Origin of the sequence: Vannielia litorea (genome assembly GCF_019801175.1) — a bacterium.
GTDB classification, from domain to species: Bacteria; Pseudomonadota; Alphaproteobacteria; order Rhodobacterales; family Rhodobacteraceae; genus Vannielia; species Vannielia litorea_B.
This window is the reverse complement of the sequence record NZ_JAHVJR010000002.1, coordinates 189,689-202,794: the sequence shown is the minus strand read 5'-3', so window position 1 is coordinate 202,794 and position 13,106 is coordinate 189,689. Positions and strand designations below refer to the sequence as shown.

Here is a 13,106-nt window from a genome sequence, read left to right as displayed (position 1 = left end):
CTCACTCCTTCGCCACAGTGGTCGCCAGGCTCTGCCCGGTCAGCCGGAGTCCGGCCCAGACCACGAAGGAAGTGAAGACGAGCAACGAAACCCCAAAGGCCGAGCCGCTCTCCCAGTTATATCGGGTGATGAACTGGTTGTAGATTTGCTCGGTGAACCAACTCGAGTTCTTGCCGCCCAGCAGGATCGGGGTGAGGTAGCTTCCGGCCGTCAGCATGAATGTGATGATACAGCCCGCGACGATGCCCGGCATGGCGTAGGGTGCGATGATCCTGCGGAAGACTGTGATGCGGGATCCGCCGAGGTTGTAACCCGCCTCCAGCAGCGCATCGTCCATGCCCTGAAGGGTAGAAACCAGCGGCACGATCATGAAGAGGATCACGGTGTAGACGAGGCCAATGATGACCGTCATATCGTTGTAGAGCATCTCGATGGGCTGCGAGATGATCCCCCATTTCACCAGCGTCATCGAGATCACGCCGGTCTCGCGCAGCAGCACGATCCAGCCATAGGCGCGCACGAGGTCGCTCACCCAGAGCGGAATAAGGCACATCAGGAACAGCGCGGCGCGGCTCCGTTCCTTGGCGATCTTGGCGATATACCAGGCGATGGGAAAGCCGATCACCAGCGCCAGCGCCGTGACCAGAATGCTCATCCAGGCCGTGCGCAGAAGCGTGTTGCGATAGACCGGCTCGGTGATGAAATCGACGTAATTCTTGAACCCGTATTCGTAGGTGTTGATCCCCACCTTCTCGCGGATCGAGACATATCCGATCCCGATCTGCGGCAGGATGATCAGCAGCAGAATCCACAGCGCAAAGGGCGTGAACAGCAGGATCAGAGAGAGGCGCCCCGCGTCGCGGCTCATGCCGCGGCCCCAGAGCCTGGCCGTCTTGCAAAGATACGGGCGCGGTCGGGCGTCCAACTCACGGTCACGGCGCTGCCCTCACCCACATCGCTGCGCTGCTCGGGATCGGCAACCTCGATGAGATTGCGCCCGGTCTGCACGAGGATCCGACTCGACGCGCCGTTGAAGAGAAGGCTCTCCACCTTACCGCCCAACTGGCATCCGCTCTCACCGTCGCCGAGCTTCAGCGCCTCGGGTCGCAGAAACACCTCCACCGCGTCACCGCTCTTACTGCCATCGGAGACGGTGCCGATTACCTCCTTGCCGCCCTCAAGAACCACTCGGCCCTGATTGCCGCGCACTTCACCCAGCTTGCCCTCAAGCACCGTGGCGTCGCCCACGAACCCGGCAACAAAGCCAGAGGCGGGCGCGTCATAAAGCTCTTTAGGCGCACCGATCTGCTCGAAACGACCGGCGTTCATGACCGCGACATTGTCAGACATCACCAGCGCTTCAGATTGGTCATGGGTGATGTAGAGAAATGTCGTTTCGAACTGGTGCTGCAGTTGCTTCAGCTCGATCTTCATGTGTTCGCGCAGCTTCAGGTCGAGCGCGCCTAGCGGCTCGTCGAGTAGCAGTACATCGGGCTCCAGCACCATGCAGCGAGCAATTGCGATCCGCTGTTTCTGTCCGCCTGAAAGCTGATCGATCTTCTTGTCTTCATTGCCGGGCAGGCCAACTCTGTCCAGCACCCGCGCTACCTTGCCCGCAATCTCGCTCTTCGGTTCTTTCCGGCAGCGCAGTCCGTACGCAATATTTTCGCCCACGGTCATCATCGGAAAAAGCGCAAGGTGCTGGAACACCATCTTAACGTTGCGTTTGTTGGGCGGCAGTCTCAGCACGCTCTCGCCCTTGATCGCTATGTCACCCGATGTCGGGCTCTCGAACCCCGCGATCATACGCATCAGTGTTGTCTTGCCGCAGCCAGACGGCCCGAGGATCGAAAAGAACGAGCCCGAGAGAATATCGAGCGATACATCGGAAACGGCAGTAAAGGTGCCGAACCTCTTGGTCAGATCGGTGCAGCTCAGGTCATACATGGGCGGGTCTTTCTGTCATCGGCCCGTAGGGCGGGATTTGTCCCGCAATCCGAACGGAGCCGGAAAAGGGCCGGAGTGCAAGCACCCCGGCCCATTCATCCTCAGTTGGCAGCCTTGATGCGCTCCAGCGCTAGGCCTTCCATGTCTTCGATCCCCGGCGGGATGTTGGCGAAGAACTTGAGGTTATCCAGGTCTTCCTGATCGAAAGCTGCCGAGATCGCGGCCTTCTTGTCGTCGGGCATCAGATCAATCCCGTTCGGCACGGCAGCAATGGCGCCGGTGGAAGCCGACATCATCTTGGTGATCTCGGGCCGCAGCACGAAGTTGATCCACTTGTAGGCGGCATCGTCAGCCTCGCCACCGCGCGGGATGGTGAAGGTATCGATCCAGGCCAGCGCACCGGTCTCCGGTGGCACGAAGACGATGTCTGGGTTCTCGCCGTAGAGCTTGAACGCGGTCGAGTCCCAGGTCTCCGATACCACGACCTCGCCCGAAAGCATCAGCGCGCTCAGGTCATCGCCGCCCGACCAGTACGTCTTGATGACAGATTTACAGGCGATCAACTTCTCGGTGACCTGATCCAGCATATCCTGGTAGCCTTCCGGGTCCGCATAGAGCGCGAAGGGGTCCATGCCCATGCCATAGGCAGTGCCGAGGAGGATGGTACGGCGCAGGCGCATCGAGGTGCGGCCAGCGTATTGCTCGTCACACAGGTCATTCCAACCGGCGACCTCAGGGGCCTCCTTCATGTTGGCCATCACGCCGGAGGTGCCCCACTGGTGCGGCACTGAGTAAACCTCACCTTCGATGGTGGTGTTGGCCTTCACGCCCTCCAGCAGGTTCGGCGTCATCGCGTCGGTGTTGATCTGGCTGAGGTCCAGCGGCTTGTAGATGTTGTACTCCAGTTGCGCGGCGTAAACGCGGTCGTGGCTGGGCTGAGCGAGGTCAAAGCCCGTGCCGCCGGTGGCGCGCAACTTGGCTATCATCTCTTCGTTGTTCGAAAGCGTCACCTCAACATCGATGTCGGGATACTCTGCTTCGAATGCGGCGATCACGTCCTCGGGGGCGTAGCCGCCCCACGTAAGCAGGCGCAGCGTCTCGGCGTTGGCAGTGCCGCCCGCCAGAACCATCGCGGTGCCCGCAAGCAGGGCGCGGAAGGTGGGTTTCATGTCAGATCCTCCGGTTGGGTCTAATGATGTCTGTGGATCCGTCTTGTGCGGACCTTCCAGTGAGTGAAGCGCAGATTGGTTTGGTCCGAAAGGTCCATTCCGCGCATGCTGGCAAACCGATACAATGCCGTTACAAACCGAGGCGGTCGAGCATGCGATAGCCTGCAACCGCTGCGGGCAAAAACCAAGGGTCACCCTTGTAGAAGGGGCGCGTGGGGAAGTTCGGCGTCATCAGTGGGGTCTCCCCGGCCGGGTCACCCAACACTTTGAGCCCTGCCTTCATTCCGAGATAAGAGGCCATACCAATGCCCGATCCGCAATAGCCCATCGCATGGCGGATCTGGCCGCGCGCGCCCGCGTGGGCCAACTTGTCGAAAGCGAAGGCGACAAACCCCATCCAGCTATGGGTGATCCTCACGCTCTCGAGTTCGGGGAAAAGCCTTACCATCTCGGCCCTCAGCCGCGCGGCGGCGACCTTTGCGCCAGCCTCCCCCGCAGCTGCGCGTCCGCCGAAGAGCACGCGCTTTCTGTTGGGTGAAGCACGATAGTAGTAAATCACCCTGCGGCTGTCGCAGTGCATCCGGTTCTTCGGGAACAGGCGATCCATGACGTCCGCTGAGAGCTCTTCGGTTGCGATGATGTAGCTACCAATCGGTATCACGCGCTCCCGGTGCCAAGGTGTGGCTTCCTGTGTGTATCCATTGGTACCAACCACCACATCCTTCGTGGTGATGCTCCCATGCTGCGTCCGGACGACAACGTCGTTGCTGCCCTCGTCCATCGCGATGACTGAGCAGTCCGGTAGCACCGTGACTCCGGCTTCTAGCACCTTGGCGAGTAGCCCCGCATGGTAGCGCCCAGGGTCCAGGGCACCGTAGTGCCTATGAACAATACCGCCGTGGTACCAATCGCTGCCGATCTCTTCTCGCTGCCTGTCCTTCGGGACGGAGATGATACTCTCGCCATCAGCTTCGTGGTTCATCTCCACCCACGCTCTTGCAGTTGCGGCCCCATCGAACCGCCCGCAGAGGCGATAGTCGCAATCAATACTCTCGGTCTTGATGAACTCGCCGAGGAAGGCGAGCGAGGCTGGGCCCTCGGCGCGGATGGCGGCGGCCAGTTCGGCCCCGTGTTTCGCAGTCAGCTCGCGTAGACTGGGCTTGATCGAGTAACTGAGTTGCCCACCGTTGCGGGTGGAACAACCCTCGCCGATGCGCCCCTTCTCCAATACCACCACCGAGCGCCCGCCTCGAGCAATTTGCAAAGCGGCGTGCAGGCCTGTGTAACCCGAGCCGATCACAACCGCATCCGCGCGGGCTGGCAGATCACCGCGCTCAATTTGGGCCAATGGCGTCGTGTCCCACCAATAGGGTGTTGTCTTCAGCTCCATCCGCTGATCCTGCATCCGACCAGCGCCCTGTTCAATCGACTTCGCTCACGGCATAGCTGGCAGACTCAAGCCAGTCTGGCGCGATCTCCACGCCCCATCCCGGAGCATCAGTAACCTCCACCGTGCCACCCTCCACTTTGTAAGGATCGTTGCGATAAAGCCCGTATTGCCATGGGTAATAGTCGGCACCTTCGATTGAGAATTCCAAGTATGGCCCCGCGTTTGGAATTGCTCGCAGTAGGTGCATGGTGAAAAGCGTGATCAGCCCGAGGTTGGCGGCATGGGGCGTGACCGGAAGGCCGGCAGCCTGTGCCATCCGTGCCACTTGCAGCGTGCGCCCGATCCCGCCGAGATAGAGCACATCCGGCTGGGCCACGTTCACAGCCTTCAGCTCGAACATCCGCCGCCATGTAGGCAGCCAGCAATCCTGCTCGCCGCCGGTCACGTCGATCTTGAGCGCTGCCGTCACCTCCGCGGTCTGCTCCAGCTCCCAGTAGGGGCAAGGCTCTTCGTAGTGCACGATCCCGTTGTCTTGGAGCATCTTGCCATAGTGGATCGCGCGTTCGGGAGAGTAGCACGAGTTGGCATCGACGAGCAGCGCCGCGCCCTCGCCCACGGCGCGTGCGATGGTCGGGATGATCTCTTCGGTGCGGCCCTCCCACTCGTCCCGGTTCCGGCCCACTTCGGCCCCTATGCGAAACTTGAAGGCATCAAATCCGAACTCGCCCCGGAGCCGCCTGAACCGCTCGGCCTCGTCGGTTGGGGTGATATCTCGCTTCATCGAGGAGGCATAGGCTCGGATCTTGCCCGCGGATCCGCCCAGCAACTCAGCCACGGGCTTGCCCGCCATCTTGCCGCGTAGGTCCCACAGCGCCGTCTCTACACCGCCGATTGCCCTGCACATATACGAACCGGGGAACTTGTGTTCCTTCTCCCAAGCCCGGTCGAACAGGTCGTCTTGGGACGTAACAGGATCGAATTCCACGCCGAGTACATGGGGCACGACCTGCCGGTGTAGCACTTGGGAGGTAATGTCACTCTGGTAAGTCGAAACCTGCCCCAAGCCTTCGTTGCCCATCTCGTCGGTGACGCGGACAAAGCCAATCTCGGGAATGGAAAATGTCTCGATCTTGGTTAGTCTCATGGCATCGGGCTCCCTGTTCGTGGCGATAAAACTTGCCAAACGGTCTGGCGGTAAGGTCCACTCTTCATTGGCTGGCAGACCATTATGGAGTCGTAATGACAAAGTATGCAGGTGGCGCGCTTATTCCCGGGCTTTCGGTGGACCGGTCCGATGCAGCGTCACTCTCGATGCAACTCGCCACTCGTCTGCGGGACATGATCCTTTCAGGCGAGCTTCCGCCCGGCACTCGGTTGCCGGCAACCCGTGTTCTGGCCCGCGATCACGGGGTGAGCCGCACCACCGCCGTCACCGTCTACGAGCAGCTTGCCTCCGAGGGCATGGTCACCAGCCATGTGGGCGCGGGTACCTATGTGTCGCAAGAGGTGCGCCCGCACGCCCCCGCCACACCTCGTCCGCAGAGCCTGCCCCGAGTGGCGGGCGGACATCCGGCTCAATTCTTTCCGCGGCTCGAGCACCCGCGCAACCCGCGCCCCTTCGTCACTGGCATGCCCGCCTTCGATGCCTTCCCGATGGCGCAGTGGGCGCGGATACAAACAAAGTACTGGCGCAGCCCCCGCGCCAGCATCATGAGTTACCCCGAGGCCGCAGGCCTTCCCGCGCTGCGCGAGTCCATCTGTCGCCACCTCCGCGCCAACCGCGGCCTCACCTGCGCGCCCGAGGAAGTTTTCGTCTTTGCCGGGGCGCAGGACGCCTTCCTGCAAATTGCCCAGATTCTGCTGGAGCCGGGCGACTCGGTCTGGATCGAGAACCCCGGAGCTATCGGCGCCCGCAACGCCTTTCTGGCCCGTGGTGCGCGGCTGGTGCCGGTACCGGTCGATGCCCAAGGGCTCGATGTGGCCGCGGGCCGGGCCGCCGAACCTCGGTTTCGCGCCGCCTTTACCACGCCAGCTCACCAGCACCCGCTCGGCATGCCCATGTCGCGCGACCGGCGGTTCGAGCTTCTTGAGGAAGCCGAGCGAGCCGAGGCTTGGGTAATCGAAGACGACTACGTCGGCGAGTTCCACTACGGCCGCGCGCCTCTGCCGCCGCTGAAGGCGCTCGATGCCGGGGGCCGTGTGATCTATGTCGGCACTTTCTCCAAGGCTCTGTTTCCCGCCATCCGGCTGGGATACGCCGTGGTTCCGCCCGGCCTTACGGAGGTGTTCACCCGCACGTTGGAGGCCGCCGCGCACGGCGTGTCGCACTCGGTACAGGCCGTGGTGGCGAACTTCATCGAGGAGGGCCGGTTCTCGGCCCACATACGCCGGATGAGAGATCTGTACCGTGACCGACGGGACACGCTGATGGAAGCCGCCGAAGCACACCTGGATGGCTTGCTGAAGGTACAGCCCACCGAGACGGGCTTTCACACTGTCGGAATCCTACCAGAACCCCGCTGTGAGAAGAATGCCGCCAAAGCGGGGTTGGCAGAAGGTCTCGCCACCTCGCCCCTGTCCCGCTTTGCACTTGCGCCCATCGCCCAAGAGGGTCTAACTCTCGGATTCTCTGCCGTGCCGCGGATTGAGATCGAACGCGGGGTCGAGCGGCTTGCGCGTGCCCTCAGAGCCGCGCCGCGATAAGGTCGGCCGCCTTCTCGCCGATCATCAACGCGGGCGCATTCAGGTTTCCCGAAGTGATTTGTGGAATGATAGAAGCATCAGCCACAGTCAGCCCTTCGATACCGCGCAGTCGGAGGTCGGGGGTGGTCACGGCGGTCTCTTCCGGCCCCATGGCGCAGGTGCCGCAGGGATGGAAGACCGAACCTGTCACAGCCCGGATGTAGTCCACCAGCGCTGCTCGATCGGTGACCGCGGGGCCGGGCTTCAACTCGGCCTTCGTGATCCCGGACAACGGTGCCTTTGCCGCAATCGCCCGCATGATCGGAACCGAAGCCAGCAACTCGTCCATATCTTCCTCTGCACTAAAATAGTTGGGCCGAATTGATGGTGCCTCCGCCGGATCGGACGAGCGAACGTGCAACTCTCCACGGCTCTTGGGGTGGCAGTTTGAAATGCCGATCATGAAGCCCGCAAAGGCATCAGGCTTCATCAGCCGCCGCTTTCCCGGGACCGTTTTGGTATAGCTAAGCGGCGAGAAATAAAGCTGCAGGTTAGGCCTGTCGCGCCCTGCATCAGACCGAATAAACCCACCTGCCTGGTTCACACTGAGAGAAAGCGGCCCGCCTCTCGAGATCACATAGCGAAGGCCAGCACCCATCCGCCCGAGCCAGCGCCCTAGAGTGGCGTTCAGAGTTGGCACAGTGGCCTCGTAAACAAGGTCGAGCCCGATGTGGTCTTGCAGGTTCTGGCCCACCATTGGAGACGAATGAATAGTCTCTATGCCAAAGGAACTTAGTCGCACGCTGTGACCTATCCCCGATAGCTGAAGAATCTGCGGCGATCCGATTGCTCCAGCCGAGAGAACCACCTGTCGCGTTGCCCGCACACGGTACCGCGTGTCACCACGCACGAACTCGACACCTGTGCAGCGCCGCCCATCAAAGGTGAGCCGGGTTACGTGTGCGCCAGTCTCCAGGCGCAGACCACGTCGCCGCAAGGCCGGCCGTAGATAACCCGCCGCTGCAGACGAACGAAACCCACCGCGCGTAGTGATCTGGTAGAAGCCAATGCCCTCCTGAGTCGCCCCGTTGAAGTCGGGGTTCAGCCTATGCCCTGCGGCCTGAGCAGCACGGACAAAACTGTGGGAAAGCGGGTGTACCTCGGCGGAGGTCTCCTTCACCCCGATTGGGCCACCCGTCGAACGCCAGTCGTCGGAGCCCGCCAAGTTGTCCTCGAGTCGCTTGAAGTAAGGAAGCACATCTGAATAGCTCCAACCTTCGCAGCCGGCAGCGGCCCATCGATCGTAGTCATCGGCTTGCCCTCGGATGAAAACCATAGCGTTGATCGAGCTCGATCCGCCGATCACCTTGCCTCGCGGCCAGTAAGCGGTGCGCCCCCCGAGACCCTCTTCTGCCTCGGTGTAGTAGCGCCAGTTCAGTCGAGGGTGATAGAAGGCACCACCATAGCCGATTGGCATGCGGACCCATGGGCTCAGGTCGCCGCCGCCGGCTTCGAGCACACAAACCCGCAGCCCCGCGCGTTCGGCCAGCCTTGAGGCCACGACACAGCCGGATGAGCCTGCGCCCACAACCACCACGTCACAGTCGATCGTATCCACGCACGCGCTCCCTAACCCTGCGGCCCCTGAGGCTAATCGCCAATCGGTCTGCCGTCACCGGACCATTCTTCATCTTTGAGGGGTCCAATTAGCAGGTGCCAGCCCTCGCACTTACCCGACTTCCGTGTCACCCTGTGATACCCGCTCCCCTTTCAGAGGCCCCCTATGCCATCCCTCCGCGACTTGACCCAAAACCATAGCGTTCAGATGGGGACCTACATCGGGGAGTTCACCCAGCCGGGCATTGGTGCGCTGCTCAAGAGTGCGGGCTGTGAGTTCGTATTTCTCGATATGGAACACAGCGGCATGTCGTTCGAAACGGCAAAGGCTACAGTGCGAGCTCTTCATGACTCTGGCATCGCCAGCCTGCTCCGCCCGCCCAGCAGCGCAACGCACCATATTTCTCGCGCCTGCGATACAGGCGCACAGGGCATCATCCCACCGATGATGGGCAGCGCCGCGCAGGCGCAGGGTGTCATCGACGCCATGAAATATCCGCCACTCGGAACCCGCAGTGCAGCGTTTGGTTTGGCCCATGATGATTTCACTCCTTTGTCGATCCCGGAGTCGATAGCGCAGGGCAATGCCAAAACCAGTTTCGTTGCCTTGATCGAAACCGCAGAGGGTCTGGAGAGCGTGGAAGAAATTGCATCGCTCCCGGGGTGCGATGCCCTATGGATAGGTCAGGTCGACCTTTCTATTTCGCTGGGCGTGCCCGGCGAGATGGATCATCCAAAGCTCATTGCCGCCACCGATCGGATCATGGCGGCAGCCAAATCGGCTGGAAAGCCCGTGGGGCGAGTGGTCGGCGATACCGACGAGGCGCAACTGCGCATCTCGCAGGGCTGCACCTTGATCTGCTATTCCACCGATGTCGGGGTCTATCGCAACGCACTGATGCACGGCTTCAACGCCATCCGAGCCAGCAGCCAGACATGACCACCGGTCACTCCGCCCATTCGCCTCTGCGGTGCAAGTGGTGAGCCGTGCAGGATTCGAACCTGCGACCCACTGATTAAAAGTCAGTTGCTCTACCAACTGAGCTAACGGCCCACTTGAGGCCCGCTCTCTAGGGAATCCCCAAAGAGGGGTCAAGCGGGAATCTTGCATCCCGGACTGGAAAGCGTATCACCCGCGCTGTATATGCCCGCTCATGCGCAACCAGACCCCTCCCTCCGGCTTGCCCTTCATGAAAATGCACGGGCTTGGCAATGACTTCGTGGTGCTCGATCACCGCGCGGGGGGCGTTGCTGTAACACCCGATCTGGCCACCGCACTGGCCGACCGTCATCGAGGCGTTGGCTTCGATCAGCTCGCAGTGATCACCGACACCGGCGAGAGCGACGGCCACCTCACCTTCTGGAACGCCGATGGCTCGCCCTCGGCCACGTGCGGCAACGCTACCCGCTGCATTGCGCAGTACCTGATGGCAGAGAAGGGCGTGACCCATGTCACCCTCTCCACGGCCAACGGCAACCACCTCGCCCGCGATCTGGGCGGCATTGTCAGTGTCAACATGGGCCCGCCCAGTCTCGAATGGCAGAAAATCCCTCTGGCCCGCGAGATGGACACGCTGGAGCTGCCACTTCCCGGCACCCCCACGGCCACCTCTATGGGCAACCCCCACTGCACCTTCTTCGTAGAGGATGCCGATGCAGTGGATCTTGCAACCGAGGGCCAGCGCTTTGAGCATGATCCGCTCTTCCCGCAGCGCACCAACGTCCAGTTTGCTTCACTGATTGGGCCTGACAGGCTGCGGATGCGGGTGTGGGAGCGGGGTACGGGCATCACACTCGCCTCCGGCTCCTCCTCCTGCGCCACCGCCGTCGCAGCGGCCCGCCGGGGCATAACTGGCCGCGCGGTCGAGATCGTACTCGACGGTGGCACGCTCCAGATCGACTGGAACGATGAGGGAGTCTGGATGACCGGCCCCACAGCCCATGTCTTTGATGGCGTCTGGCATGGCTGACGCTCCGATCTTCTCCACCCACGGCTGCCGCCTCAACGCCTATGAGACAGAGGCGATGCGCGAGCTGGCGGCAGAGGCCGGGCTGCACGGCGCGGTGATCGTCAACACCTGCGCCGTCACCTCCGAGGCGGTGCGCAAGGCCCGGCAGGATATTCGTAAGCTGCGCCGAGACAATCCTGACGCAAAGCTCATTGTCACTGGCTGCGCCGCCCAGACCGCGCCGGAAACCTTTGCCGAGATGGCCGAGGTTGACCATGTCGTCGGCAACACCGAGAAGATGCAGCCTGAAACCTGGGCCAGCCTCGCGCCCGACTTCATCGGCGATACCGAGCGCGTGCAGGTGAACGACATCATGTCGGTTACAGATACGGCGGGTCACCTGATCGACGGCTTCGGCCGCCACCGTGCCTATGTGCAGGTACAGAACGGATGCGACCACCGTTGCACCTTCTGCATCATCCCCTTCGGCCGCGGCAATTCGCGCTCGGTGCCTGCGGGCGTGGTGGTCGAGCAGATCAAGCGGCTCGTCGGCAAAGGCTTCAACGAAGTCGTCCTCACCGGCGTCGATCTCACCTCGTGGGGCGCCGACCTGCCCGCACAGCCCAAGCTGGGCGATCTCGTCATGCGCATCCTCAAGCTGGTCCCCGACCTGCCTCGTCTGCGCATCAGCTCCATCGATTCGATCGAGGTCGACGAAAACCTGATGCAGGCCATCGCCACTGAGCCGCGACTCATGCCCCACCTCCACCTTTCGCTCCAGCATGGCGCCGACCTGATCCTTAAGCGGATGAAGCGCCGCCACCTTCGCGACGACGCCATCCGCTTCACCGAAGAGGCGCTCAAGCTGCGCCCCGAAATGACCTTCGGCGCCGATATCATCGCCGGTTTCCCCACCGAAACCGAGGCGCATTTCGAGGATTCGCTGCGCCTCGTGGAAGATTGTAACCTGACCTGGCTCCACGTTTTCCCTTACTCCCCCCGCCCGGGCACGCCCGCTGCCAAAATGCCCGCCGTGCCTGGCCCGGAAATCAAATCCCGTGCCGCGCGCCTTCGTGTAGCCGGTGAGCAGGCCATCGAACGTCACCTCGCCGCACAGCGCGGCCGCACCCACAGCGTATTGACTGAGTCACCTCGCATGGGGCGTACGGAACAGTTTGCCGAGGTACAGTTCTCCAGTGATCAGCCTGAGGGCGCCCTGGTCTCGGCTACAATCACTGGTAGCGAAGGCCCGCGCCTGACGGCTGCTTGAGCCTCGCCATCTAAACTCTTTAGGCACCGGAGCGCGCGCTATCGCGGTGCGGCAGCCCGGGTGAGGCGGTCGTTGATTGCGAGTCCGAGTCCGTGATGTGGAACTGGCGCGACAGCGATCGTTGAGCCGGGCTGAGTGTCCAGCGCATGCAGCATCGCGAAAAGATTAGCCGCAGCTTCTCGAAGGTCGCCACCCGGCGAAAGGTTGGCGCTGGCATGCGGGTAACCCGGCCCGAAAGCAAGAAACAGCGCATCTTCCGGCGGTTTAGTGATGTTCAGCAGCACCTTCTTGCCCGGCGCGTAGTGAGAGGAAAGCTGGCCGGGCGCGTTTGGAGCGGTGTCGTTGGTCGGCGCCTCGAGGTTCAGGGGTGCGCCAAGCGCAGCTTCAAGCGCCTCGACCGGCAGACCGCCGGGGCGCAAAAGGCGTGGGCTGGGACCGGAGCAATCGACGATAGTGCTTTCAACGCCAACCTCAGCAGGTCCACCATCCAGCACTGCGGCGATGCGGCCTGCGAGGCTTTCGGCCACGTGGCCAGCGGTGCTGGGGGAGATCTTGCCCGAAGGATTCGCTGAAGGAGCGGCGAGCGGGCCATCGAACGCTGTAAGCAGCGCATGGGCTAGCGGCAGGGCCGGAACACGGAGCGCGACGGTGTCTAATCCGGCGGTGACGAGCGACGAAAGGCCCGGGTCAGCACGCAGCGGCACCACCAGCGTTAGCGGACCCGGCCAAAATGTTTGCGCCAGTTCCAAAGCCGCGCCCTCGATCACGCCCACCTCTGCGGCAGCCTCCAAAGACGCCAGATGTGAGATCAACGGGTTGAACCGGGGCCGTCCCTTGACCTCGAAAATCGCGGCCACCGCCTCACCGTTTCGAGCATCGGCGGCGAGGCCATAAACCGTCTCGGTCGGGATCGCCACAAGCTCACCAGCGCGCAACAGCGCAATCGCGCGTGTCAGCCCTGCTTCGCCTACCAGCCGTTCGGTCATCGGGGCTCCCTCGTGACGCCGCGTTCTTGCGCCCTTTCGCTTGGGGGCGGGTGTTAACTCTCTTATGCTGCTGCGAACGGCCCCTCAAGGCCGACC

Annotated in this window: 11 protein-coding genes and 1 tRNA gene; 4 read left to right on the top strand and 8 right to left on the bottom strand. The window is 62.4% G+C overall.

The genetic code is table 11. The features are described 5' to 3' along the window. Position 1: 1 nt before the first annotated feature. The 5 genes from KUV38_RS16415 to KUV38_RS16395 all read right to left on the bottom strand — a co-directional run bounded on the left by KUV38_RS16415 (position 2) and on the right by KUV38_RS16395 (position 5,650). Complete coding sequence (locus KUV38_RS16415) at positions 2–868, bottom strand: ABC transporter permease (RefSeq protein ID WP_222471290.1); 867 nt, start codon at positions 866–868, stop codon at positions 2–4. Continuing rightward, the gene (locus tag KUV38_RS16410) at positions 865–1,947 is read right to left on the bottom strand and encodes an ABC transporter ATP-binding protein (protein ID WP_222471289.1); all 1,083 of its coding nucleotides are present in this window, start codon (positions 1,945–1,947) and stop codon (positions 865–867) included. Before KUV38_RS16410 ends, KUV38_RS16415 begins: the two co-directional genes overlap by 4 nt. Before the next feature lie 101 nt (positions 1,948–2,048). After that, a complete protein-coding gene (locus KUV38_RS16405) occupies positions 2,049–3,116 on the bottom strand; it encodes an extracellular solute-binding protein (protein ID WP_222471288.1) in 1,068 nt (355 codons plus the stop codon). A gap of 130 nt (positions 3,117–3,246) precedes the next feature. Beyond that, entirely contained in the window at positions 3,247–4,506 is a 1,260-nt protein-coding gene (locus tag KUV38_RS16400) for an NAD(P)/FAD-dependent oxidoreductase (protein WP_222471287.1), read from the bottom strand. A 31-nt stretch (positions 4,507–4,537) separates the two neighbouring features. Further along, positions 4,538–5,650, bottom strand: a complete 1,113-nt coding sequence (locus KUV38_RS16395; RefSeq protein ID WP_222471286.1) for a mandelate racemase/muconate lactonizing enzyme family protein — start codon at positions 5,648–5,650, stop codon at positions 4,538–4,540. A 95-nt stretch (positions 5,651–5,745) separates the two neighbouring features. Between KUV38_RS16395 and KUV38_RS16390 the strand changes: the two genes are divergently transcribed. Continuing rightward, positions 5,746–7,209, top strand: a complete 1,464-nt coding sequence (locus KUV38_RS16390) for a PLP-dependent aminotransferase family protein (protein ID WP_222471285.1) — start codon at positions 5,746–5,748, stop codon at positions 7,207–7,209. Here KUV38_RS16390 and KUV38_RS21120 read toward each other — a convergent pair. Next, positions 7,190–8,806 carry a GMC family oxidoreductase gene (locus KUV38_RS21120; RefSeq protein WP_222471284.1) on the bottom strand — a complete coding sequence of 539 codons (1,617 nt, stop codon included), beginning with the start codon at positions 8,804–8,806 and terminating at the stop codon, positions 7,190–7,192. The two genes, KUV38_RS16390 and KUV38_RS21120, sit on opposite strands and share 20 nt — an antisense overlap. 207 nt (positions 8,807–9,013) lie before the next feature. On the opposite strand from KUV38_RS21120, the gene KUV38_RS16380 reads away from it, so the two are divergent. Next, positions 9,014–9,745 carry an HpcH/HpaI aldolase family protein gene (locus tag KUV38_RS16380; RefSeq protein WP_222471283.1) on the top strand — a complete coding sequence of 244 codons (732 nt, stop codon included), beginning with the start codon at positions 9,014–9,016 and terminating at the stop codon, positions 9,743–9,745. A gap of 38 nt (positions 9,746–9,783) precedes the next feature. Here KUV38_RS16380 and KUV38_RS16375 read toward each other — a convergent pair. After that, positions 9,784–9,859 (bottom strand) — tRNA-Lys (locus KUV38_RS16375). A gap of 100 nt (positions 9,860–9,959) precedes the next feature. Here KUV38_RS16375 and dapF point away from each other — a divergent pair. Further along, on the top strand, positions 9,960–10,775 hold the full coding sequence (dapF, locus tag KUV38_RS16370; RefSeq protein WP_222471282.1) for a diaminopimelate epimerase: 816 nt from the start codon (positions 9,960–9,962) through the stop codon (positions 10,773–10,775). Then, positions 10,768–12,024: a tRNA (N(6)-L-threonylcarbamoyladenosine(37)-C(2))-methylthiotransferase MtaB gene (mtaB, locus tag KUV38_RS16365; protein WP_222471281.1), complete on the top strand. Its 1,257-nt coding sequence runs from the start codon at positions 10,768–10,770 to the stop codon at positions 12,022–12,024. The genes dapF and mtaB overlap by 8 nt, the downstream gene beginning before the upstream one ends. A 38-nt stretch (positions 12,025–12,062) precedes the next feature. On the opposite strand, the gene KUV38_RS16360 is transcribed toward mtaB, so the two are convergent. Continuing rightward, positions 12,063–13,010, bottom strand: a complete 948-nt coding sequence (locus KUV38_RS16360; RefSeq protein ID WP_222471280.1) for an L-threonylcarbamoyladenylate synthase — start codon at positions 13,008–13,010, stop codon at positions 12,063–12,065. Positions 13,011–13,106: the final 96 nt, after the last annotated feature.